This is a genomic window from Mangrovimonas sp. CR14 (assembly GCF_011764015.1).
GTDB classification, from domain to species: Bacteria; Bacteroidota; Bacteroidia; order Flavobacteriales; family Flavobacteriaceae; genus Mangrovimonas; species Mangrovimonas futianensis.
Map to the genome: position 1 here is coordinate 503,703 of NZ_JAAFZY010000002.1, position 25,849 is coordinate 529,551.

Annotated in this window: 15 protein-coding genes and 1 tRNA gene; 1 reads left to right on the top strand and 15 read right to left on the bottom strand. The window is 36.3% G+C overall.

The annotated features are described in order from the left end of the window. Window positions 1–7: 7 nt before the first annotated feature. From GZ212_RS05455 to GZ212_RS05500, 10 genes are all read right to left on the bottom strand, one after another. Entirely contained in the window at window positions 8–1,795 is a 1,788-nt protein-coding gene (locus GZ212_RS05455; protein WP_166957961.1) for a T9SS type A sorting domain-containing protein, read from the bottom strand. Window positions 1,796–1,815: 20 nt separating this feature from the next. Continuing rightward, entirely contained in the window at window positions 1,816–2,961 is a 1,146-nt protein-coding gene (locus GZ212_RS05460; protein WP_166957963.1) for an endo-1,4-beta-xylanase, read from the bottom strand. Then, the gene (locus GZ212_RS05465; RefSeq protein ID WP_166957965.1) at window positions 2,901–4,331 is read right to left on the bottom strand and encodes a sulfatase; all 1,431 of its coding nucleotides are present in this window, start codon (window positions 4,329–4,331) and stop codon (window positions 2,901–2,903) included. Before GZ212_RS05465 ends, GZ212_RS05460 begins: the two co-directional genes overlap by 61 nt. Before the next feature lie 64 nt (window positions 4,332–4,395). Then, window positions 4,396–5,982, bottom strand: a complete 1,587-nt coding sequence (locus GZ212_RS05470) for a sulfatase (protein WP_166957967.1) — start codon at window positions 5,980–5,982, stop codon at window positions 4,396–4,398. 13 nt (window positions 5,983–5,995) lie between these two features. Beyond that, entirely contained in the window at window positions 5,996–7,609 is a 1,614-nt protein-coding gene (locus tag GZ212_RS05475; RefSeq protein ID WP_166957969.1) for a sulfatase, read from the bottom strand. 40 nt (window positions 7,610–7,649) lie between these two features. Continuing rightward, entirely contained in the window at window positions 7,650–10,010 is a 2,361-nt protein-coding gene (locus tag GZ212_RS05480; RefSeq protein WP_166957971.1) for a glycoside hydrolase family 3 N-terminal domain-containing protein, read from the bottom strand. Between the two features lie 14 nt (window positions 10,011–10,024). Continuing rightward, on the bottom strand, window positions 10,025–11,563 hold the full coding sequence (locus GZ212_RS05485; protein ID WP_166957973.1) for a RagB/SusD family nutrient uptake outer membrane protein: 1,539 nt from the start codon (window positions 11,561–11,563) through the stop codon (window positions 10,025–10,027). Window positions 11,564–11,576: 13 nt separating this feature from the next. Continuing rightward, complete coding sequence (locus GZ212_RS05490) at window positions 11,577–14,762, bottom strand: TonB-dependent receptor (protein WP_166957975.1); 3,186 nt, start codon at window positions 14,760–14,762, stop codon at window positions 11,577–11,579. Window positions 14,763–14,957: 195 nt separating this feature from the next. Next, window positions 14,958–18,818 (bottom strand): ATP-binding protein, encoded by a 3,861-nt coding sequence (locus GZ212_RS05495; RefSeq protein ID WP_166957977.1) that lies wholly within the window; start codon window positions 18,816–18,818, stop codon window positions 14,958–14,960. Between the two features lie 583 nt (window positions 18,819–19,401). Further along, entirely contained in the window at window positions 19,402–21,357 is a 1,956-nt protein-coding gene (locus GZ212_RS05500; RefSeq protein ID WP_166957979.1) for a helix-turn-helix domain-containing protein, read from the bottom strand. 269 nt (window positions 21,358–21,626) lie between these two features. On the opposite strand from GZ212_RS05500, the gene GZ212_RS05505 reads away from it, so the two are divergent. Further along, on the top strand, window positions 21,627–22,262 hold the full coding sequence (locus GZ212_RS05505; RefSeq protein ID WP_166957981.1) for a hypothetical protein: 636 nt from the start codon (window positions 21,627–21,629) through the stop codon (window positions 22,260–22,262). 113 nt (window positions 22,263–22,375) lie between these two features. Here GZ212_RS05505 and GZ212_RS05510 read toward each other — a convergent pair. The 5 genes from GZ212_RS05510 to GZ212_RS05530 all read right to left on the bottom strand — a co-directional run bounded on the left by GZ212_RS05510 (window position 22,376) and on the right by GZ212_RS05530 (window position 25,837). After that, window positions 22,376–22,449, bottom strand: a tRNA-Asp gene (locus tag GZ212_RS05510). A gap of 66 nt (window positions 22,450–22,515) precedes the next feature. Continuing rightward, window positions 22,516–23,445 (bottom strand): DUF58 domain-containing protein, encoded by a 930-nt coding sequence (locus tag GZ212_RS05515; protein ID WP_166957983.1) that lies wholly within the window; start codon window positions 23,443–23,445, stop codon window positions 22,516–22,518. Window positions 23,446–23,449: 4 nt separating this feature from the next. Further along, a complete protein-coding gene (locus GZ212_RS05520) occupies window positions 23,450–23,992 on the bottom strand; it encodes a ClpP family protease (RefSeq protein ID WP_166957985.1) in 543 nt (180 codons plus the stop codon). A gap of 77 nt (window positions 23,993–24,069) precedes the next feature. Beyond that, a complete protein-coding gene (gene trxA, locus GZ212_RS05525; RefSeq protein WP_053971131.1) occupies window positions 24,070–24,387 on the bottom strand; it encodes a thioredoxin in 318 nt (105 codons plus the stop codon). Window positions 24,388–24,535: 148 nt separating this feature from the next. Continuing rightward, complete coding sequence (locus GZ212_RS05530) at window positions 24,536–25,837, bottom strand: DUF2254 domain-containing protein (RefSeq protein ID WP_166957987.1); 1,302 nt, start codon at window positions 25,835–25,837, stop codon at window positions 24,536–24,538. Between the last annotated feature and the right edge of the window lie 12 nt (window positions 25,838–25,849).

Here is a 25,849-nt window from a genome sequence, read left to right on the forward strand (position 1 = left end):
CTATTTCCTATTTCTTTATAATTTTTAAAAATTGTACTCCATTTTCAGTTTCAACTTTTAAAACATACATGCCCTTTAATAGTTGGGATACATTTACCGTGTCTTCAAAAAAATGATCATTGGAATAAATTTTTGCCCCGGTCATGTCGTAAATATGCAAGGACTTAATTGGGTTTGGGCATTTCAAATTCAACTGGTCGTTTACTGGATTTGGATAAACAGACAACTCGGATATCAAGGACTCTTTTACTCCTAAAGTATTTTGAACTTCAATTAAAGAAATAGAAAACTGACCTGCCATAAATGAAGCTCCTACCGTAGAAGTACTAGTCAAAATATTTGAATCCCCATCTGCCACACCCGAAATGTAAGGTTGTAAGGATTGATATTGGGTTAAATTACGCACCCCAGAGTAGGTTAGGAGATTGTCTAAATCAACTTCATCAAAATCGATATTATTGATATTGATAATTAGAAGGGTTTCTTTTTCAGCATTTTTAAATTTTAAGCCAAACAATGATTCAATACCATTTACGGATATAGGATTGGTTTCAAAATTAATTTTTTGCATCTCGTCCATGTCCACCGTGGCATCAGCAATTAGTTTTTGGGCCATTCCTACTGGAGCCAACTTCATGGGTGAGGCAGCGTTAACCACATTATTATCTGAAATATAATGCCAATATAGCTGCTCTACTTTTTCACCCAAATTCAACCAACTGTAAATCAATGCTACATAACGAACTGCCGAAGCCCATGTTTCTTCAGCTATTTCTTTAACCTCTCCGTATTCTGTATACCAAATCTTATAATTATCTGGCACTAGATTATAATCTGATTGTTTATCAATGGGGTATTGTATACCTTCTGCAATGGTTACTTTGGCACTTGCCACATTGATAATCTCATCTTGAACCCCATAATTAGCATTTAAATAATGATGTTGGGTTACTGCATCAATTTCTGCAGCCAGGGTTGTAAATTCAATATTATTTTCAAGGTTATTGAAAATTGTATTATTCCATCTATCCCTCGCAGGAGTTCCACCTTTGGTAGTTGTCAAGGCTATTTTCATCTCTGGATATTCTGTCTTGATGGCAGTTACAATGGCCTTACAATGTTCCAGATAAAATAAAGCTGAAATTTCTGTTGCATCTGCTTTGGTTGCCGATTCAAAGGGCGTATTTGTTTCAAAATCCCAACCAGAATAAAACTGTCCATTTTCCTGAACTATTTGATAAATGCCACTTTCAATATTTCCAAAGTAATATTCGTTTCCCAACTCCACAGCAAAAGGCAATTTCCCATTGGCTTCAAATTCACTTAAAGCATTAAGCATATCTTCAATTTTCAAAGCTAAAGTCGTGTCACTTTTTAGCATCTGCTCACTGGCATTTACATCGACACCCGTTACAGGTGTGGGTCTTGCCATATTAAGTACATAGATGGCTTTAGTCCTTGTTGGAAGTGCATTTAAAAATGTTGAAATGGTGACAATTTCTTTGTTCCCCCATACCTTATCGGTATTGGGAATAAATTGACCTGTACTCCAATCCCAATAATTGGCTTGTGTACCAGCGGGATATCTAACTACATCGGGATCCATGTCCTCAACGAGGTCTATAAAGGAATTATCTGTCCACCAGGTTCCATTATCAGATCTTCTATTAAACCCTATATGAAGCTCACTTACATCTCTAACTTCTGTATCCAGACTTGTTACCACCTGAGCCTCTATTCTATTGGAAAAACCGACAGCAACTATAAGACAAAGTGAAAAAAATGGTTTTATCATAGCTAGAATTAGACATTAAATTATTTTCGACCTGCATTAATGGCTTGCTGAACACTATAATAAGCAGGAGTTGGTTTAAAATCCTCATCATAGACAGATTGGAATTCTCCCGTACCTTTCTTCACACGTGTAGCTACATCCCACAAATTCAAAGTCACCTCCCCTTGTTTGCTTTTATCAATGAGCACTTGGACTATCCTTTCATAAATTTTCTTTTGAATGTCACGCTCTTCTTTAAGCTTTGATTTATCTTTTACTAGATAGTCTAATTCGGTAACATGAAAAGCAAGGTCATTTTGATGGGCCCAGTCGATAAGATTTTCCAGTTTTTTCATGGTCTCATCCAAATTATCCACAAAATCCTTTCTTTTGGCTCCCAAGTTAATATGAGCCTGCCACCCAATTCCATCCACACGATACCCCTTTGATCTGAGATATAAAACCGTTTCTTTAACGTGGTTCCACATGGGAATCTCCATCCCCACATTTTGGTTATATACCAGCTTAATATTTGGAGCATAGTTCGTAGCAATCTCAAAAGCTTTTAAAATATAAAGTGGAAAGCCATTTTCATCTAGACCTATTCTTAACCATGGATTTTCCCAACTATCGGTACCTGGTTTTGGCCCGAACCAACTACCATCGGCAAGGATAGTTTCATTAACCACGTCCATGTATTTGACTGTAGGTTCCTTATCAAATCTTTTTGCAAAAGCTGTAGCAAATTCTTCTAAAATCAGACTCAACTCAGCAGGAGTACGATGATCCTCTTTTACCCATTTAGAAGCTTGCGGACTAATAGGACCATGCAATCTTATAACTAAATGGTGTTTCTTGGCAAAAGTTATAAAGTCTTCAATTTCTTGCCAATTCCAAACTCCTGGTTTTGGATGAATTCTGGTCTGTTTAGCTGAATTGGCAGGTGTTAAATAAGTAAAATCCTTTAAAAAAAGCTCTTCTTTTATTGTATTAAGTTCGCTATAATTTAAGGTCGCACCAACCAATAAACTTGATTTTTGCTTATTATTTTGAGCTTGACCTATAACATGGTTTGAAAGAAATAAACCAACAAGAAACCCTATTTTAAACAACTTTTTCACAACAATTATCCTTTCTTCTTTTTCCCGACATCCAATCTTTCTGGAACCAACATTTCTTTTTTCCAATCTTTTAATAATTGAAGCATTTGTTGTGTTTTGGCAGGTTCCCTTTTAACTAGGTTCTCCGATTCAGAAATATCAGTTTTTAGATTATAGAGCTCCAATTCTTTAGTTTCTAGAAATTGAATTAACTTATAATCACCAGACCGAACAACAATTGCTTTACTATCTCCAGTACTATGTGGTCTGGCTTTTTTTGAAATCCAATAAACAGTTCTATCGTTCCAAGAAGTTTTTTCTTGTAAAACCGAAGCATAACTTTCACCGTCAATTCCATTTATTTTTTTATTCAAAGCCAAATCCATTAAGGTTGGAAACACATCCATACCTAAAACAATGGATTTATTATCGGTATGCGGCTTCAATTCATTTTTCCATTTCACCAAAAGTGGCACTCTAATTCCTCCTTCATATAGATGGCCTTTTCCTGCACGTAACGGATTATTTGTAGTTGCTAGATGTCTTTGACCTTTATTGCCATCATTGGATAGGCCTCCGTGATCTGATGAAAACACAATAATAGTATTGTCTTCAATTTTTAAATCTTTTAGAAGTTTCAATAAGCGCCCCACATTTTCATCAACATTTTCAACCATTCCTGCATAAGCTGGATCGTCTTGCCGCATTTTCCGTCTTCCTTCCCCTTCCTTGATATATTCTGGAGTGTCACCAAAATCAATTGATTTAAGCTGCTCTTTGTTTCTGGCTTCGTCTTCTGCCTTCGCTTCTATAGGAGTATGAACTGCATAGTATGCCAAAACTGCCATAAAGGGCCGGTCTTTTGGGTTGTTTTTGATAAAGTTTATGGTGGCATCTGTCAACATATCTGAAGCATAATCACCTTCCTTACCATCTTGTTCTAAATCTTCAACAGGTTCTTTAGCTGGCTTTCCATTTTTTTGCGTGTTAAACGGGTAAAATCTAGAACCCAAGCCACCCGATCTTCCAGCAGCATAGGTATGATTGAATCCAAAATTTTCTGGGCTACTTTTTCCTTCTCCTAAATGCCACTTACCAACATAAGAGGTATTGTAACCAGCTTTTACAAATTGTTTTATAAAGTTCTTCTCTTCTGGAATACCTCCTAAATATCCTTTATTTTCATTAACGGGATAGGTTCCAGTCATCATCCCATATCTAGACGGGGTACATCGTGGATAACTACTATAAGCGTTTGTGAAATTGACACTTTCATTTCCCAATTGGTCAATATTTGGAGTGTTATATAAAACCGATCCCGTCATACCCAAATCATGATAACCTAGATCATCTGTATGAATTATAAGGATATTTGGATTCTTTTGTGCCAGTGTAGTCATTCCCATTATTAATAGCAGAATGAAAAACAGACCCTTATTTAAAAATTGGTTATTCATATAGAAATGGATAATAAATGATTTGGAAATGGATTTTGACCATTTCCAAATCACTCCTTATTGATTATAATCTTGATTCTAAATGTTTTTTGAGCTTAGCCTTTAAATCAGCAATTTCAGAAGCATAAGCCTTATCATTTACATGATTTTTGGTTTCCAAAGGATCTCTTTGATAATCATACAATTCTCTTCCTACAATATTGCTATCCTTATATGGCAAATAGCTTCTATAGTCATTATCATGCCATTCGGTATATCTAAACCTCTCAGTTCTTATGGAATAGCCCATTCGCTTACCTCGTGCATATTGATGGAAGGCCCCATCGATTGACATATTAGTTGTTGGATCGCCATCCATTAAGGCTACGAGAGATTTACCTTCTGTTTGACCCGATTTTTTCACACCGGCCAATTCAAATACTGTCGGAAATAAATCTACCAATTCCACAGGAGTTCCGTCTACTTGTCCTTTTTCAACTCCCGGACCAGCAAACATAAATGGAATTCTAGTTGCTTGTTCAAAGTTGGAGTGTTTACACCATTCTGTATGGTCTCCCAGGTGAAATCCATGATCACCCCATAAGACAATTACGGTATTCTCTAACTCTCCTTTTTCTTCAAGAAAATCTAATAACATACCTATTTGTGCATCAATAAAAGATACACAAGCCATGTAACCATGAATCAATTCTTTTTGCTTTTCTACAGGCAATGGTTCACCTACATCTTGGTTATTGGGTATATCTGAATAAGATCGTAATTCTCCAAAATTATGGAAGGCTAACCTAGGAGTCCCTTCACTCAATTCTTGAAACTCTGCAATTTTAATTTCTTCTCTTTTATACAAATCCCAATATTTCTTAGGAGCATTGAAAGGTAAATGTGGACGCTGGAAGCCTACTGCTTCAAACCAAGGTTTTCCAGAAGCCATTAAGCTTTCTAATTGCTGAATTGCCGTTTTAGTATAGACGCCATCCTGATAATAGGTATCTGGAACGTCAGGTCCCTCACTACTTGGTTTTATTTTATTGAAAACATATTTACTGATCTGACCATACTTTTTCTTTCCTTTATCAATAGCTTCCTTTTTAAGGCGATTCATTTCTGCCTTAGTTCTAGGATCTTGATACGTATTAAAAGCTGGATCTCCCTCAGGGTCTGGTAACTGATGTGGTAAACTCCAACTTTTTCCATCATGGCCAGGTGAAGAGGACCCCTTATGATAAATTTTTCCAACACCTGTTGTTTCGTAGCCTTGAGAAATAAGATATTCTGGCATTGACATTAAATCTGGTGCTACTTCTCTAAAATCGGTATGCAAATCCCAAACCTTAGTCCTATCAGGATAAGTCCCGGTCATAACACTTGCTCTAGAAGGCCCACAAACGGCATATTGTACATGAGCATTTGTGAAAGTTATACCCATATCTGCCAACCGGTCAAAATTTGGAGTAACCATTTCTTCTTGACCATAATTGGATAGAAGCGGTTTTAAATCATCGACTGCAATAAATAGAATATTCTTTTGATTCTTGGCAGACGCCATTTGAACCTGATCATTTTTAGCCTCACTTTGTTTTGGCCCCTTTTGAGCATGACACGCAAAAAGGGTCATGGCCATCATGATAACTGATATTTTTATGTGTTTCATTATCGCTTAGTAATTATTTATTTAAAATATCTCTCACTGAAGTTTCATCATCTTCTTTATCAACAATAAGACCGAAATCTTTATCGGTAATCTCTCGAAGCTCCTCAAGAGACTTCTCATTTCCATATTTTTTCTTTAGACCATTCAATTGACCCTTCAAATCTGTAATGACACTAGCATATTGCGGATCATTATAAACATTGTTTAATTGTTCTGGATCCTTTTCCAAATCGTAAAGTTCCCATACGTCAATATTGTAATAGAAATGTGCCAAAGTAAATCTTTGGGTTCTGATTCCATAATGCGGCTGAACATGGTGCCAATAAGGAAATTCGTAATAATGATAATACATGGCTTGCTGCCAATCATCAGGCGTAGTTCCATCTAATAAAGGTTTAAAACTAGTCCCTTGTGTCTTATGATTCGATTGAATATTGGCAATATCCAAAAAGGTCGAAGCAAAATCAATATTTGTGATGATGTCTTTATTTTGAGATCCTGATTTTATCATTCCAGGATACTTCATGATAAATGGCATGCGTAAGGATTCTTCATAGATGAACCTTTTATCAAAAAAGCCATGATCTCCCAAATAAAACCCCTGATCTGATGTAAGTACAATAACAGTGTTCTCTGTTAAATTATTATCATCTAAATACTTCAACACTCTTCCTATATTATCATCTACCGATTTTACGCAAGCCAGATAGTCTTTGATATAGGTCTGGTAACGCCATTTACGTCCATCTTCATCAGACATTCCCTCAGGTTGAACAACCTCACCCGGACTTGCTCCATAAAATGCCCATTCCAGTTTTTCTTTTCTATCCAAACCTTCAGGTTCCTCCAACTTCATATCTCTTCGAGAAAAATAATCCATAGTCATTTCGGTATCTCCTGCTGTTAATTCCCTACCCTTATAATCATCGTTAAAAGTCGATGGATAGGGCATTTCTATATCATCCCAGAGATCTTTATACTTGGTATCTGGTTCCCATGGTCTGTGTGGAGCTTTATACTGAAGTATCATCATAAAGGGTTCTTCTTGTTTACGTCCTTTTTGCAACCAATCAAGTGCAAAATCGGTACTTAGATTGGTAGAATACCCTTTTTCCTTGACATCCTTTCCGTTTTCATTATAAATAGGATCCCAATAATGTCCTTGTTGCCCAGCCGAATTATGGTATTTAAAAACATCAAAACCCTGTGGCTCACTCCCTAAGTGCCACTTTCCGAATAGGCTGGTTTGATACCCATTTTTTTGAAATTCTTGTGGAAAAGTCCATTTGGTTTCATCAAATTTACCTCCACTTTCATTTTTGTAATAACCATTAAGATTGCTATAATCTCCCGTTAAAATGGCAGCCCTACTGGGGCCACAGATAGCATTGGTACACATTACGTTTTGGAACAACATCCCTTCATTCGCTAGTCTATCTATATTTGGGGTTGGAGCTATTTCACTGTAGATTCCCCCATAAGCACTGATAGCTTGGGTTGTCAAATCATCGGCCATGATATAAATGATATTTGGCCTTTCCTTGGTCATTCCCAAATCCTCAGCTTTGGCTGTTTCATTAGTTCCTTTATCCTTGCACCCCAGAAACAAAACTATTAGGGTCGACATTAAAAGGAATCTTGAAGAATTCATTTTCAACATAATTAATTTAATCTAAAATTATTTTATCCGGTGCATTAATGGTTATAGACTTTAAGTCTTTGTCTGCAGAAGAATTACCTGTCATAATGGTAAATTCTCCAGGTTCCACAACAAAATGGTAGTCTGCATCATAAAAAGCTAAACTTTCAGCTTTAATTTCCAATGAAACTGTTTTGGTTTCACCAGGTTCAAGACTTACTCGCTTATACCCTTTTAATTCCTTTACTGGTCGCGTGTAAGAACTTATATTATCCCTTATATACATTTGAACTACTTCTTCCCCTTTCATTTCTCCAGTATTAGTAACATTTACACTTACAAGGATTTTATCATCGATACTATTGAAAGATGTTTTTGAAACTTGAGGCTCTGAAAATTGAAATGAAGTATAGCTTAGCCCAAAGCCAAAAGGATGTAATGGCACTTTCTTTTCGGTATTATATTTATGAATATATGCCGTTGGCTTGTGATTATAAACCATTTGCAATTGTCCAACAGATCTTGGTATGGTAAGAGGCAATTTTCCACTTGGGTTGACTTCTCCCATTAATATTTCTGCCACAGCCTGACCTCCAAATGCTCCTGGCTCCCATGCATTCACCACAGCTTTAACATTACTCTCAAGCCATGGTTCGGCAATTGGACTACCACTTACATACACAACTACAATGGGCTTTCCAGTTTCAATGATTGCTTTAGCAAGATTCAGTTGATTCCCCGAAAGTGCCAAAGTAGCCCGATCAATATTTTCACCTGTTGTTTTATTTGGCCAATCATGTCGATAAGAATTTTCACCCAAAACCAGTACAACCAAATCTGACTGTGCTGCTTTTGATTTTGCTATATTTATGTTCTCATCGGTTATCCATTTAGACCTTTGGCCACAATCATAATATTCTGAATTGAATTTATATTTCTTTGCAAATTGATCTATTCCTTCTTTTATGGTTACATAATTTTCATCGGGTTGAGGCGAAGTCCAATCTCCCAAAATAGTCATGTTATCGGCATTGGGACCCGTTATAAAAATTCTTTTACCATCTAAATTTCTTAAAGGAAGTATCCCATCATTTTTTTGAAGTACGATACCTTCTCTAGCTTGTTGTAAAGCAGCTTCTTGATGCTCTGGTGTAAAAATGGTTGTCTTTACTTTCTTCAGATCAACATAGGGATTTTCAAACAGCCCTAATTTGAATTTGGCTTCCAATATTTTATAAACGGCATCGTTAACCCGTTCTACACTCAATTTGCCTTCATTTACCAACTCCACTACATAATCTTGAAAAAATGGTCCGTGCATGTTCATATCCATTCCCGCACTTAAAGAAAACAATACCGACTCCTTAAAATCCTTGGCTACATGATGCCATTTGGCGATTCTTGAAATATCATTCCAATCACTCACATAAAAACCTTTGAATCCCCAACGATTACGCATTAAATCGGTCATCATAAATTTGTCCATATGACCTGGCATACCGTTTACTTCATTATGAGCAGCCATAATTGAAAATACGTTGGCTTCCTGAACCGCTCTACGATATGGAGGTAAAAAGATTTCAAATAGCGTTCTTTTGGACACATCTGTTGGAGAGGCATTTAAACCATTTATGGATTGACTTCCAGCAATCAGGTGTTTTGCACAAGCGATCACGTGGTTAGTTGAGGAAAAATCTTCACCCTGTAGACCTTCAATAGCTGCTACCCCCATATTTCCAACTAAAAAAGGATCTTCCCCAAAGGTTTCACCTGTTCTTCCCCATCTTGGGTCTCTCAACACATCGATATTTGGCGTGAAGGTCCATTGTGTTCCAGTGGCCCTCATTTCTATGGCGGTTTGAGCGCTAACCTTCCTCATCAAGTCATCATTAAACGTAGCGGCCTGAGTAATAGGAGTAGGATATACTGTGGCACCTCCTTGATAATAAGCATTTCCATGGATGGCATCAATTCCTATTAACAAGGGAATTTTTAATGGAGATTTTTGTGCCAAGGCTTGAAGTTCATTGGCTTCTTCTGCGGTTAACACATGTAAAAATGAGCCTATTTTGCCCTCCTCTGTTAATCTGGCAATGTCTGTTGTTTTGAAACCCGGATAAAACCCTTGCGCATCATTTTTGTCTAAATCATCTTCAGATAAATCACCTAAGGCCTTTCGCATATGCTCTAAACCCACATACTGACTCATTTGTGCAGCTTTGTCCTCTAATGTCATTCGAGACATAAGATCCTGTATTCTGGCATCCACATTAGCAGATGGATTTAGATAAATTGGTGTATCAGACTTAGATGTTTTCTTTTGGGCTTGACAACCAAAAAATAGGCTTATCGCAAGGAGGAAAGAAAACGAAACTTTTGTTAATCTCATTATTATATAATTAATTAATATCCAGGATTTTGATCAGCATCAGAAATAGCCTGATTTGAATTGGTTTCTGTTGAAGGGATAGGCATCAGCATGTTTTTAATTGAAATTGGATAAATAACATCCACATTGCCAAGATTTGGGAAATTATTATGAGTTTCAATAACCTCATCCAAAAACCATTCATAGCCCCTTCTTCTTGTATCAAACCACACATGACCTTCGCCAAGTAATTCATATTGTCTCTCTCTCATAATGCGGTGTCTGAACTCCTCTTGAGACATGGCACTCCAGTCGGCTGGCTCAGCTGCCTGAGTTCCATCAGCCATGGTTCTGGCTCTTGCCAAAACTTCGTTTACATAGGAATAAGCATTTCCAGGACCATTCAGTTCATTTTCTATTTCAGCCAACATTAAAAGAACATCGGCATATCTTAGCTTAAAATAATTTCGCTTTGTAGTGGTTCCATTATAGCTTGGGTCGGTGAACTTTTTAATGGCAGCGAATCCATTATTTCCATTCACGGTTGTTGGGTAAATATTTTGATTGACCAAAACCCCTTGGTTATTGTATCTCATATAAGACCCATAATAAAAAGTCGTTTCTAAGCGTGGGTCTCCAGGATATTGATTGGCATGTTGATCAAACACCTCCTTATTTGGTCTAATTCTTCCAAAGGTGTTTAGGTTTTGAAAGATACCGTTCGGGTTATAAAGTCGAATCAAATCTGAACTTCTTCGTCCCCCTTCAAGGGTATACTGAAGCTCAAACATAGCTTCAGAAGTATTTTCATTATCAATATCAAATAGATCCTCATAATTGGAAACCAAGGCATATTGACCATAGACTTGTATCGCTTCATCATAGGCATCTTGCCAGTAAGCTGGGTTCCCTCCGTCTTCTCCAGCTAGCTGCATGTACACCTTAGCTAAGTAAGCATTTGCAACATATTTTGCTGGACGGGAGGCATTGTATTGACCAATGTCCGGCAATAGACCTTTTGCCAAAGTTAAATCTGAAATTACCACTTCATATACCTCTTCCTTAGACGCTCTAGGCGTATGGAGATTATCTGCTGTGGCAGGTGAAGTTTTAATAGGAACACCTCCAAAAAGTCTAACCAAATCAAAATAAGTAATTCCCCTTAGCAGATAGGCCTGTCCTAAAGCGGTATCCCTATTTGATAATGGACTATCTTGCATGTTATCAATAACCACATTACAGGTATTAATGGTAGCATACATCCCTTGCCAAAGTCGGGTTAAGTTAATATTGGATGGCGTACAATTTAAACTGGTTGCATCAACATTGGCATTTTGTGTGGAATAAAATTTGCCAGACATCGGCATCATAATGTTATGCCAGTTTGCACCGTGATACTCGTATCCTGCAAATTGAATGTACATCCCCGTAACTGCAGACTCAACAGCATCTTCCGTTGAAAAAATTTGTTCGGTATAAAAATCGGTTATGGGTTCTTCCGTTAAATAATCTTCACAACTTTGTGTAAAAATCACAACTCCTAATAATAATATTTGAAATACAATTTTCTTCATGATTCTTCTCTTTTTAGAATGTGATATTTAATGAAACGGAATATGATTTTTGATTAGGAAACGAGTTCCAGTCAACACCTATTCTGGTTGGGTCATATGAAAAACTATTCACTTCGGGATCGTAACCACTATAATCTGTTAGTAACCAAAGATTTTGCCCAGACACTGAAACGTATGCACTATCCAAGAAACCAATTCCTTCTACAGGAAGGTCATAACCTAGGGTGACATAGTTCAACCTAAGGAAGCTTCCATCTTCTACAATTCTGTCTGTAAATCCTGAAGTAGTTTCAAGATCGTATCCCACTCTTGGATAAGTACCTGTTGGGTTTGTTTCACTCCAAGCATTAAAATAGGCTTCAGACCTTATATTGTCTGAGTTACGGCCACTTGCGTATGCTTCTCTTAAAAGGTTTCCATTTGCAATATCATTCCCATAAACTCCATTAAAGAAAAAGCTTAAAGAAATTCCCTTATACTCAAATCTGGAACCCAACCCAAAGCTAAAATCGGGATTCGGATCACCAATTATGGTTCTATCAGCATCGGTAATATTTCCATCACCATTTTGATCTACTAATCTTACATCTCCTAATTGAGGTGCTACACCCTGAAACGAAGGTGAATTTTCTAAATCTTGTTCGTTTGAAATAATACCATTTGTTTCAAATCCATAGAATAATCCTGGAGCTTGACCTTCAATGAAAATATTTGCAGGAACCTTAAAATGATTACCGCCTGAGATTTGCCCGCCTAAATACGCACTGTATGTTTCGGTTCCCCAAGCATCTGGCGGAATTCCTAAGTCATCAATTTTATTTCTAATTATGGAAGTATTCCCATAAAGATTCCAAGTAAAATTCTGATTCCTTATAATATCTGCCGAGAAACTAATCTCTACACCTTTATTAATTAAAGTCCCTTGATTTACATAATAATCATTAAACCCATTTGAAGGCCCTATTTGGGTATTCAATAACAAATCGTTTACTTCTTTATAAAAGACATCTCCTGTCAAAGTCAATCTATTATCCCAAAGACCTAGATCAAAACCAGCATTATATTGGCTTGAAGTTTCCCAAGTAAGTTCTGGATTCGCCAAAAACGCTGGCAGGACTCCATTCACTGATCCTCCACCTATATCTCCATAGGGAGGAACATTGGATCCTGTCATTAACGTATAGAACTGATAATTTGGAATAGCTTGATTTCCTGTTAAACCCCAACCAACTCTTAATTTTAATTCATCAATGCTTTCGGATTTTTTCAGAAAAGATTCCTGATTTACCTTCCACGCTAAAGCAAGTGCTGGAAAGTGCCCCCACTTATTTCCTTTAGCAAAACGGCTACTACCATCTGCTCTATAAGTAGCGGTAAATAAATACCTATTCTTAAAGGTATAGTTGAATCGACCTAGAAAGGATAGGAGAGATTCATTTTCCCTATACAATACTGTTGGCTGAGTTACTTCAGCATTTGAAATTCCATCTGCCCTTAAATCTTTTATAGCAAAACCATATCCTGTATTTGCAATTTGCTGTAAAAATCTTTGATCAATAACAGTTCCAACAGTTCCATTAATTCTATGGTTTTTATTAAATCGCTTTTTAAACCTTAGGGTATTATCAATATTATACCTGAATCGATTCAGGGTAGCGATACCTGCCTCTCCATTTACATTGGCTCCCCTAAAAATAGCTGTACCATACCAAACCTTTCTTTCCTTGGTTCTGTAATCTGCCCCTACGGTAAGGTTGTAATCAAAGGTTTCTGATAATTTATAATTTAAAACTGTTGATCCTAGTAGCCTAACTTCTTTGGACAAATCATCATAGTCGGTAATCCATGCTCTCGGCCCATCTAAATTTTCGGTGATATCTCCTGTTCCATAATAATTATCACCTAAGCTCAAAAATGGAGCTGAAGTAATAATTTGTCTTACCATATTATTATTGTTTCCTCCTAAGTCCTCCGTTCCCTTAGATGCCGAATAATCCCCATAAAAAGCAGAAATCTTGGTATTCATGTCCAGGCGTTCTGACAATTCATTGTTAAGTTTCATGGAAAAGTCTATACTCTTGGCAAAGGCATTAGGTACAACCCCTTCATTTTTATTATAACCTAATCCAAAATAGTAATCTCCCTTTTCACCTCCTCCTGAAGCAGTAACTCTATGAGAAGTGGAAACCGATGTTTTATAGATGTCATCTGCCCAATCAACACCCTCCAGTCTTGCAATTGTAGCTGAATTCTCAAGCATATACGCATCACTGGTTTGCCAGGATGCAATACTACCGTCTGGGTAAACATAGAATTTTGGATTGTTGCCATTGACCGCTTGGACTTCGTTGAAATAGTTGACATAATCTCCTGATTCCAATACGTCAATATTTTTACTTACGCTTCCTATTCTAGTCGTTACAGCATAATTAAATTTAGCTTCTCCCTTAATTCCCTTTTTTGTAGTAATAATGATAACTCCATTAGCCCCTCTTGACCCATAAATGGCAGTGGCAGAAGCATCTTTAAGAACCTCAATACTTTCTATATCCCTTGGATTAACACCTGTTATCCCGTTTTGAGCGGAAAGAGAACTATTTCCCCCTTGTAACGGGTCAATCACATCCTCAGTAGCTGAATCCATTATAATTCCATCAATGACATATAAGGGTTCTGTATTTCCAGTTAAGCTATTGGTTCCTCTAATTTTCACACTAGTTGTAGCTCCAGGCTCACTGCTATTGGCGCTTACTAAAACTCCTGCGGCCCTACCTTGCAATAAATCTTCTACATTTCTGGATTGAGCCACAGCATTTTCAACGGGTTTCACAGAGGTAATCGACCCTGTTAAATCCTTTTTATCTACTTGCCCATAACCAATAATGACAACCTCATCCAATTGCTCACTGCTTTCTTCCAATTTTACAGTGATCTCTGTTTGAGAAGTAATAGTAACTTCCTGAGCTATGTACCCAAGGTAGCTAACCACCAAGGTTGCTGGGGTTTCATCAAGTGAGATAGAAAATTTCCCGTCAAAATCTGTAATTTCTCCTTTGGTTGTTCCCTTTACCAATACCGAAGCTCCAGGCAAGGGAAAATTTGTTTTATCTGTGACCGTTCCCTTCACTATTTGTTGAGACACCATTATAATTGGCGACAACAGAAAAAGAATAATTAGAAATTGTTTAAGGTGTTTCATAGTTGTGTGATATTCATTTCTGTAAAACTAGGACTTTAACATCTCTTTAGGGTTTTAAAATCTATCACAAATGGTTCAATAATTGTCAAATTTTGAATATTTGACAATAATCAAACCTAGAATATGAGTAACCAGCAATTTTAACTCAAAATAATTGAGCAATTGAAAATGAAAAACTTAACAAGTAACTTCTATTTATTTTTGAAGACTTTCTATAAATCCACTAGGAGTTTGTCCGTAGAACTTCTTAAAGGATGTACTAAAATATTTGGGATTAGAAAACCCAGAGCAATAAGCAACCTCTTTTATGGTCTTTTGTCCCTCAACCAATAATTTTTTGGCATACTTCAACTTGGTATGGATAATAAAGTCTTGCGGCGATAGATCAACTAGGTTTTTAAGTTTCAGATAGAGGGAGGTTCTGCTCATTCCAAATTGTTTGGACAAGTCATGAACAGAGAAATCGTTGTTTTCAATATTATCCAAAATGGCTTTTTCCAATCCTCCGAGAAATTCTTGATCACTCTTGCTTCGGAATAAAGCCGCATTACCGGCATCTTCTTCCTGAACAAAACGTTGCCTTAAGGTTTTTTGCCATTTAAAGGTATTGATGATTTTGGCCAATAAGTATTTGACATTGACAGGCTTTTCTATATACTCTGAAATACCGCTTTCAATACTTTCAATCTGCTGAACTGAGTTTTGAAGAACTGTAAGCATGAAAATGGGAATGTGATTTAAATTGATGTCCTCTTTCAGCTTCTTAGACATTTCCATACCATCCATTTCAGGCATTATCAAATCTGTAAGAATTAAATCTGGGAATTGTTGTAAAGCCACTTCTAGACCTTCTGAACCATTACTAGCTTCAAAAATTTGAAAATGCTTTCCTAGGGTTTCAACGAGGATACTTCTCAATTCATCATTATCCTCAACTATCAAAATTTTATTATCACTAAAATCATCTAGTTCTGAAGGGTCATCCAAATCACTAGGAGATACAGGAACTACGGTTTTCTCTTTAACCAATTCTTGCTCCCTGAATTTAGATTTCAAGTTAGGTAATTCCACAAAAAATGAGGTTCCTTTATTTTCTTCACTCTCAAAGGTAATAGACCCACCAACCTTTTCTATCAATTTTTTAACCATGACCAAACCCAAGCCTGTTCCTGGTCTTTGACTATTAATAGCATTCCTCGCTCGATAGTACCTTTTTAAAATATATTTTTGCTGCTCCTTTGGTATTCCAAGTCCATGATCTTCAATTTCAATTCGCAAATCACCAAATCTAGTTGTACTGGTGTATAAATTAATGTTACCATCATCAAAGGAATATTTAATTGCATTTGACAAAAGGTTTAAAACAATTTTATCAAAGATATCTCTATCAAAGAAGAAAACTTCTTTATCCCATTTATGGGTTATTTCAAGATTTAAATTTCTTTCACTCGTCAAAGGTTTAAAATCGTCTATTATACCTTTTAAATGGGACTCAACTTTTATAGGCATAATATTTTGAACTTCCAGATCACCACTTGTCACTTTGTGAAAGTTCAGCATTTGCTCAAACAAAGAGTTAATTCGTTTTACGGTACGCTTAATTTTAACCTTTGATTCTTCATTAGATTTTACATTTTCTGTCATACCATCCAATGAGGACAATAATATTGCTAATGGCGTCTTGATCTCATGTGTAATGTTATTAAAGAAATCAATTTGTTCATCTGCATGACGTTTATGAACTACAACACTCGTAAAGTGAATTATCAATAGAATAACACCTATTATTAAAAAGGTATAGATAAAAAATGCCTTATTTGTTGCCCACCAAGGGGACGAAATCTCAACATTTAGGCTTCTCTCATCCCCAAAATTTCCATATTTATCAATAGCCCTTACTCTAAATACATATTTACCAGAGTTCAAATTGGTATAGGTAGCAAAACCATTGGGACTTGGCTCAGACCAATCTTCTTCAAACCCCTCCAAAAAATAAGAATAAGTCACCTTTGAAGGCGTACCATGTGAAACACCTGTGAATTCAATTTCCAAAGAATTCTCATCACTCTCCAAAACAATTTCATCAGTTTCATTAATATGTTTTTCAAGGACATGAGATTCACCTGGCTTAATTTGTTGATTGAACAATTTAAAACCATCAAAAACAATGGATGGGCTATGGCTTTGACCTTTGATTTTATCAGGGTTAAAAATGGTAACCCCATCGACACCTCCAAAAGCAATTAATCCATCTTTCAACCTGGTATAACTCCCATAATTGAACTCTGTTCCAGCCATACCATCTCTTTTGTCATACACCCTAATAATGGTATCTTTTTCTGAGGTCATAATATGAGCCAATCCTTTGGTGGTACTGGCCCAGACATCATCAACATCCATAGCTATTACCCCTTGTACAATATCTGACGGCATTCCAGACTTGACTGTCAATTTTTTAACATCTCTAGAATTTGAATTGAAATAAACCAAACCCGCACCATTGGTTGCAACAATGATCTCTCCGTTCGATGTTAGATCGATAGCACTAATAGTAGAGTATGCTAAGTTATTGGATTGTGGGCTTAACTCTTCTATTAATTTAAATTCACGTTTTTGATCATTTATCCTATAAATTCCATTTCTGCCCGAGGCCAAAATATCACCATCGGGGGCTAATTGTAAAGATTTAATCGTCTGAATAGGGTATGTTTCAACCCGATTGTCTGGTCTTAAAACTGTAAGATCCTCTTCAATACCTGCAAACCATAAGTTACCTACTAAATCCTTGCATATGGCATATATTTTCTTGAGCTTGATATTGGCATCTCTAGTTTCATTGAAGGGAACAATTTGAAAATTAGAAATATGGATTCTAAAAAGTCCGTTATTATAGGTGCCAGCCCACATATATTCTCCATCGGCTTCCAAGGATAAGACGATATCCTCTGCTTTTTGTGGGTTAGGGCTTAGATATTTGAAATTCTTCCAACTATTTTTTGCTACATTCCAAACGCTCAGTCCCTTTTTGGTTCCAAACCAAACATTTCCATTAGAATCTTGAGCTATGGCCCGAGTAAAATCAGTAATCAGCGTATGCTCATTATTTAATTCATGTTGTATTTTAATAAAAGGTAGTTTATTGGAATTATAATAATTGACTCCCCCCCCATAGGTTGCAATCCACAGAATTCCCTCATTACCCATTTCTATATCATAAATACCATTACTATTGAGAGAATTTTGATCATCTGGGTCATCTATAAAGTGGTCTACAACATTGAAATTCTTGTTCAGCAGATACAGACCATCCCCGTCGGTTGCCAAAAACAAATTCCCCTTTTTATCTGAAGAGAAATCGGTAATAGGAAATAACCCTAGAAAATCAACATCAACACGTTCAAGCTCCTCCTTTTCAACATTTAAGGTAAATAGCTCTCCATTTTTTGAACCAACTAGAATTTCATTATTTATTTTATGAATCACATTGATACTAGAAACAGTACCTTTAATAAAATGTGACTTTTGATTATTTATTTGATAGGCATATAAGCCCTTCCCAGTTCCTAAATAGAGTGTATTCCCTTCTTGATAGATATTTTGAACTACAAGATTTCCAATAATTCTTTCTAAACCATCAGAATGTTTTTCTGGTTGAAACTTCCATAAACCATTAAAAGCTCCAATCCAAATATTTCCATTTCCGTCTTCCGTTATTTTATTTACTAATGACGGATTGATATCATCTGCTTTCCCAATTAGATCAAACTTATCAAAGTTTTTATTATACAAGCAAATTCCATTCTCCATACCAACCCATACTTGCTGTTTGGAATCTATAAAAACTTCAGTAGTCCTATTGCTTATATTCTCAGGAAGCCCATCATAGGTGTCATAAATTTTAAAAAACCTTGAGTTATGTTTTAGGACACCCTCTTCTGACGCTATCCACACATTACCGATGCTATCCTGTTCTATGTCATAAGTAATACTTTGAGTAGACACATTGTCTCCCGTGAGCTGCTTGAATTCAATTGCAGATTGAGCCTGAATTCGCATGAAATTGCATAACAGAAGAAAAATCAAAAAATGTTTGTATGATAACATGTATAAACCGAGTAACGCTACTAAAAGTTAATTCACTTAATTGAGAAAATATAAAATTTATAACCTATAAATACGTGCCTTTTAACGAATGTCAAAAGAAAGCATTCTATTTCTGGCAATCCATATTAAGTCGTAAATTTCACTTTTTCTATGCTTGAATAAACAAAATAACTAAAATTCACTTAAAATAATCACAATATAATAAACCAAATCTTCAAAGTGGTCTTCCCATTACCATTTCAAAGAGTTTATTACCGATTAACCAATCATCCAAAGCATTTACTATTTACAATACCTATGACATAGGCATTCCATGAACAGGTGTAAATTGTATTTAAAATCCAGAAAAATGCTGTGGTGCAAGATTCAATAGGATGTATCCTCCACCGGAAGCTCCTTTTGAATAAATTAGGCTACTTTCCAGTAACCTATTAACACAAAAAAAGCCCCAATTTCTTGGAGCTTTGTGCATTGTTGCGGTCTGGACGGGGCATGATTAACTTAATTACGATGTATCAATATTTACAGCAACATATTACTGGTATTGAGTATCAGCATAGGCCTGAAATGTTTCTTCCTCTTTTGGCAGGTTTAAACTGGAAACAAACGCTTCAAACCTTGGATCGTTCTTTATACCCTCAAATTCCGGTACTACCATGGCCCATGCTACAAAAGCATGTTTTGGTTCTGTTTCCAACATTTTAACTGCCATTTGGGCATCATTTAAACCTGCATACAACATCGCCAAATTAAAATTTCTCCAAGCAGACTTTGGCCAGTTCTCTACTTCTTTAAGTAATTCATGAGTCTTGTCCAAATCATCATTTAAAGCATAAATATTTCCAAGCATACCGGCATATCCCGGTGTCAAATCATGTAACCTTTCAAAAGTTTGAATAGCTTTATCCATTTTGCCTTTTTTCCTATAAATAAATCCTTTTGCCAAATAGGCTATTGCATTATCCGGAGCCACATTTAATGCCTCCTCCACTTTTTCCGCTGCCTCCTTATAATGGCCATAGTAGGCAAGCAACCAAGCTCCCCATGCCATATATTTTACATTAAACGGGTCTAGCTTTTCAGCCATTTCATGATGATATATTGCTTTCTGCTCTTTCCCAATCAACAAGCAATACCAAGCATAATCATAATGAACATTTGCCATACTTGAGTTTCGTGATAAGATGTAGCGAAACAAATCTTCTGCCTCCTTCCAACTTCTATCGTGGTAAATGGCTATACTTGCCATACTGGCATAGGCCTCCAGAAGCGTAGAGTCAAGCTCTATAGCTTGTCTCGCAGCTATTTTAGCCGTTCCAAACACATTCTTGTTCTGTGCAGAACTATGGCCCAAAATAACGTGTCCGTAGGCTAAGCCAGCATAAGCCAAGGGCTCTGAAGGATCATCATCAAGCGACTTATAAAGGAAGCGGATCCCTTTATCAAAGTATTCTTGTGAAGATTTATGAAGGTAATACATCCCCTTAATATAATTTTTGTAGGCATTTTTATTAATTTTCCTGTTGTAATAACCAATTTCAGAATGGTTATCATCCAAAACCCCGATGTATAAAGCAATTCTCTTTGAGACTTCATTTTGAACCGTTATAATATTCTCAATAGAAGTATTAAAATCAAATGTTTGAAGTCCAGCTTTAGGAGCCCCCAATTTATAAACCGTTACATTTAAAACCAGCCTGTCATCTTGCAAATAATCAACCTTTCCAGACACCAAAAAATCGACATTTAGCTCTTTTATAATCTCCTCCATTGACAATTTACTGTCCTTATACTTTGCAGTAGTTGCGCTCGAGAGCACATTAAACTTCTTTATTTTCCCCAGGGAACTTGTTAGACCTTTCTGAACACCTTCAGACAAAATATCCTTCTCTATGGCTGTTGATTTCACCTCAAAAGGCATAATAGCCAAAGATTTAGACATTTGTTTACTAGGCATTTTTAAAGAATGATAGAACATGCTCACTGTGAAAAGCATCAAGAAACTTACAGCAATCTTAAATGCATTTATTCTAAAGCCCCCTAAACCAAAAGAATATTTGAATAACCTATCAAATAAAGGGTTCTTTGAAGTAGAAGAAGTAAAGGAAATAGGTTGTGGCTCCTCCTCTTCACCTACTAACGTTCCTTGCTCTATTTTTGCTTTTAATTCCCCAGGCGAACAATGGTATGTTTTCCGAAAGCATTTAATAAAATATGAAACGTTGCTAAAGCCTACATCATAAGCTATTTCGGAAACTGTTGACACATCATTTTTCAACAAAATAAATGCCTTTTGAAGCCTAAATAACCTAATATATTTGCTAGTAGTTACACCTTTGATATCGTGCAATTTTCGGTGAAGCTGTGATCTGCTTATCCCAATGGTTAACGCAAGTTTATTAACCCCAAAATTTTCATTTTGGTAATGTTTCTCAAGAATTTCATTAAGCTTTGAAATAAAAGATTGATCCTTTGACAATAGGCTTTCCATACCTTAAACATCCTAAAAACAACTTCTATAAGTTACAAAATTTTTTACAATTGGAGTTTCAATCAAAACTGTCTATTTATTAAGAAATCCCCAATTCATGGGAATTATCCCTTTATCAGTCTTACTCCTTGCAACATATGTTTTATTAACACAACATATGTTTTACCAATTACAACTTGCAATCCATTTGAAGCTTTACAAAAAATATAATTTCATAAATACTAATTAGTCTTTATTAATCTTATTGTTTTATCAAAAATCAAACTAAAATGAAAAATGTAAAATCCTTATTCATTGCCGCATGCTTAATTTATACATTTAGCGCATGTGAGGAACCCCAAGAGATGATAATGGAAGACAACCCATCTGGATTGTCCTTCAATGACAAAGCATCCCAACCGGCAGAAATTCCATTTAAAGCCAAGCTGCACACAAGTCAAGCAGAGGATGCTCTTTCAATAATTTGCTCAGTCAATTCCCCGACAGATTTCTGGGCAATGGAACATCAAGTAGGTGGAGGCCAAGGAACACACTTAGGTAATTTTACGGTCGATCTAACATTTTGCTTTCATATTGTTTTAGATGGGGAAGGTTTCCCGGATTTGGAAGGAGGATTTGGTGAATATGATGGTTCTGATGGACTAGAAGCCCCTATAATCATGGCAGCAAATGGCGATCTATTGTATGCTGAAGTATTAGAAGAATCAAGTCTAGTTCCCGTTCAAAATGAAACTTACGATTTTGAATTTGATGATGTTTGGTACATAATAGGAGGCACCGGACGATTTGAAAATGCCTCTGGTGAATTTAATGGCCATGGTAAGGTACGAAGCGATGGAACTGGAACCGATCACGTTTGGGAAGGCACCCTTATTTTACCCAATGCGTCGTCAAACCAAGATTAACTATTGAGCACATAAATTTAAAACACCCTACAATTTGTAGGGTTTGTTTTGTCAGTTAAAAAACTGTTTTATATCAAAAAAGCCCCAATTTCTTGGAGCTTTGTGCATTTTTGCGGTCTGGACGGGACTCGAACCCGCGACCCCCTGCGTGACAGGCAGATATTCTAACCAACTGAACTACCAGACCGTTGCTTTAATGCGGATGCAAATATACGTGCCTTTTTTAATAAGTCAAATATTTTTTCAGGTTTTTTTAAATAAATTTTTGCCGCTCTACCATGTAGGTCGTCAAGATATGGTCAAAGGCGTCATTTATATTGGCCTCAACGTACTTTATCTGGTATTGCCCACACTTCAATTTAACAGCCTGAAAGTACTCTTTTACAGCTTTTTGGTAGCTTTCCTGAATATTCTCAGCATATAAATTGATGTGTTCTCCCGTCTCAACATCTACAAATCGTCTGGGTGCGTTGTCAAAATCAAAATCCAATTCCTTTTCCTTGTCAAAAACATGAAACAACACGACTTCATGCTTATTATACTTCAAATGCCTTAAGGCTTCAAATAATTTAGTCTGATCTGTTTCGGTTTGGAACATATCTGTAAAGAAGAAAATCAAAGACCTCCTATGAATTTTTTCAGCAATCTGATGTAGATAGGTAAAAGTTTCCGTTTGCTTATTCTCTGGCTTGCTTAACACCATTTGAGTCAATTGATGCAACAACATATGATGGTGTCTATCACTTCCCTTTTCCGGCGCGTAATAATCATAGGCATCACTATAGATACTCAATCCTACAGCATCTCTCTGTTTTTTTAAAATATGCATTAGACTCGCAGCGGCCAAAGCAGAAAAGCCTATTTTATTCAACCTATCAATGGAGAAGGAACTCATGTTTGGATAATGCATGGAACTGCTGTTATCGATAATCAAATGACAGCGTAAATTGGTTTCCTCGTCATAGCGCTTGGTATACAATTTATCCGTTTTGGCATAGAGCTTCCAATCAATATGTTTGGTACTCTCACCACTGTTATAAATTTTGTGCTCTGCAAATTCTGCCGAAAAACCATGAAACGGACTCTTATGCATCCCAGCAATAAACCCTTCCACCACCTGTTTTGCCAACAGTTCTAAATTGGTAAATCCACTTGTTTTATTAAGCTCCTTGGTTAAATCCACGTGATTAAATTACCGCATCCACAATTCCGTATGCCACCGATTCTTCAGCATCCATCCAATGGTCTCTATTGAAATCCTTTAAGACCTTTTCATAATCCTGTCCACAGTTATCGGCCAAAATCTTTGCACTTAATTCTTTCGTTTTTAGAATTTCTTGTGCCGTAATTTCAATGTCACTGGCTGGTCCTCTAGCCCCTCCACTTGGTTGATGGATCATCACTTTGGCATGTGGCTGGATAAATCGTTTCCCTTTGGCTCCCACAGACAATAGTATAGATCCCATTGAAGCTGCCAATCCTGTACAAATTGTAGACACATCACTTTTCAAAGATTGAATGCAATCGTACATAGCAAATCCCGAAGTTACATAGCCTCCAGGACTGTTAATATAGAGATGGATGTCTTTGGTTTCCAAAGCATCCAAATATAGTAATCTATCAATGACATGTTTGGCCGAATCATCGTCCACTTGCCCCCAAAGAAACACTTTACGTTCCTCTAGTAATTTATGGTCTAATAGGTCTTGGACCTTAGTTGTTTTGCTCATATGAAATAATTTTACCTAAAAATAAAAAAAGGTTTGCAGTAACTGCAAACCTTTTATCAATACTTTATGTTTTTATCTTACAAAAGCGAATCGATAGCTTCACTGTAGGTTCCTTTAGGAGCTACACCAACCTGACGTCCTACTACTTCACCGTTTTGGAATACCAATACGGTTGGAATGTTTCTCACACCGTATTTTGCAGCAAACTCTTGATTGGCATCAACATCTACTTTTCCAATTACTGCTTTTCCTTCATATTCCTTACTTAATTCATCTATGATAGGAGCTACCATTCTACAAGGTCCGCACCATGCAGCCCAGAAGTCAACCATTACTGGTTTGTCGCTTTTTAATACCGTTTCTTCAAACGTTGCATCTGTGATTTCTAATGCCATAATATATAATTTAATATGTTCTACTTAACTCATCTATTAATAATGCAAACTTAGTCAAAAATTCTGCCAAACCTTACAGCCTGACAATTTGTTTTTTTTATGCCGACATTGTTGCAGATTATGCGGTAATCTTTTAAAAAACTAATATTTAGTCAAAGGACACCTTATTCGCCAACTGTTTTAAAAGATCCAGATCTTGTGTGTTTTTAATATGACCCTCTACATCATACATCAACCGATCCAATTCTTCTTTTATGGCGTTCTTATGGATTTTAGTTGCGTTTGGATTTGCAACTAGTGTAGCCATCATCATAACCAATTTTTGACTACATGTCATGTCTTGCTTACAGTAAGTCCTATAACTCATCATGATTTGAGACAACAAATCTGAAAAAGACAAGGTCCTTAATTTCACACAGGGATCACCTTCCTTTTTACAGATAAAATCACAATCAGCCTCCAGTAATTTTAATGCAAAAAGTTCGGTTAAATAATCTATGGTATTTACGGCTGTTCCAGGATCATTAACTCCTGGCGACATAGCTCTCACTCCAATCTCAGCAATTTGTTTAAATCCCAACACATAATTCTCCCTGACATTTTCAGTGGATCTATTAAGAAGAATAAAATCAAAGACACTATTTAATTCGTCATCAGATAAGGGCTTACTCGATTTAAAAAGCGGCATTCCCGCTCCAACAAAAAAACCTTGATATTTCAACAACTCAAGTTTAAAATTTTCCTTTTCACAGATATCCAAAAGTCCTTCCCGATTTAATCCTCTAAAGTACCCAAACGTCTTTGCGGAATATGATGTCCAGTTTTCCGAATCTGGAAAAGAAACAGGATCCTTTTGATTATCAATTATAAATTGAAGCCTCTTACTAGCTTTATTGAAAATACTGTCCAATATACTTTCAACCTGTATGGATTTTGAAATCGAATCAATAAAATAAATGAAAAAAAACAGACAGATGATGGTTAAGATAATCCCAATAAGAATGGAAAAACCAGGCAATTGGTATTGATCTTTTGTTGGCTCAATACCCACCATCACAAAGGTATTATAAAGTAACGTTCCTAAATAAAGACCTAAGATATACTGATGCTTTCGTACTGAAATCAATCCTGGCAAAACGCGTGGGGAAAAATTACTGGAAGCCTGATTAAGCAATAACATCACCATGGAAAAACTAAACACCATGATGGAAATTATTCCAGCAGACAAATAACTCAACAGTGTTGCCGCTGTTTCGTAATTATTGATTATTAAAAAAGGGGCCTTTTCGATTAAATAGGGAGTAATACCCCATTTTTCAGAAAGACCTGCAAGGACACCTAACAGAAATCCGGCCACTCCCAAAACTCCGGGAATGAAGGCAATGTTATTTGCAATGGTTTTAAAAAAGGTCTTTATTTTCCAAAAACTTGAAAAATAGGAATTATCCATAGTTGGTTATTT

Bases quoted from the DNA above. Each gene is read 5' to 3' on its own strand.
- GZ212_RS05455 (WP_166957961.1), bottom strand. From the start codon at position 1,795: ATGATAAAACCATTTTTTTCACTTTGTCTTATAGTTGCTGTCGGTTTT.
- GZ212_RS05465 (WP_166957965.1), bottom strand. From the start codon at position 4,331: ATGAATAACCAATTTTTAAATAAGGGTCTGTTTTTCATTCTGCTATTA.
- GZ212_RS05470 (WP_166957967.1), bottom strand. From the start codon at position 5,982: ATGAAACACATAAAAATATCAGTTATCATGATGGCCATGACCCTTTTT.
- GZ212_RS05475 (WP_166957969.1), bottom strand. From the start codon at position 7,609: ATGTCGACCCTAATAGTTTTGTTTCTGGGGTGCAAGGATAAAGGAACT.
- GZ212_RS05480 (WP_166957971.1), bottom strand. From the start codon at position 10,010: ATGAGATTAACAAAAGTTTCGTTTTCTTTCCTCCTTGCGATAAGCCTA.
- GZ212_RS05485 (WP_166957973.1), bottom strand. From the start codon at position 11,563: ATGAAGAAAATTGTATTTCAAATATTATTATTAGGAGTTGTGATTTTT.
- GZ212_RS05490 (WP_166957975.1), bottom strand. From the start codon at position 14,762: ATGAAACACCTTAAACAATTTCTAATTATTCTTTTTCTGTTGTCGCCA.
- GZ212_RS05495 (WP_166957977.1), bottom strand. From the start codon at position 18,818: ATGCGAATTCAGGCTCAATCTGCAATTGAATTCAAGCAGCTCACGGGA.
- GZ212_RS05500 (WP_166957979.1), bottom strand. From the start codon at position 21,357: ATGGAAAGCCTATTGTCAAAGGATCAATCTTTTATTTCAAAGCTTAAT.
- GZ212_RS05505 (WP_166957981.1), top strand. From the start codon at position 21,627: ATGAAAAATGTAAAATCCTTATTCATTGCCGCATGCTTAATTTATACA.
- GZ212_RS05520 (WP_166957985.1), bottom strand. From the start codon at position 23,992: ATGAGCAAAACAACTAAGGTCCAAGACCTATTAGACCATAAATTACTA.
- trxA (WP_053971131.1), bottom strand. From the start codon at position 24,387: ATGGCATTAGAAATCACAGATGCAACGTTTGAAGAAACGGTATTAAAA.
- GZ212_RS05530 (WP_166957987.1), bottom strand. From the start codon at position 25,837: ATGGATAATTCCTATTTTTCAAGTTTTTGGAAAATAAAGACCTTTTTT.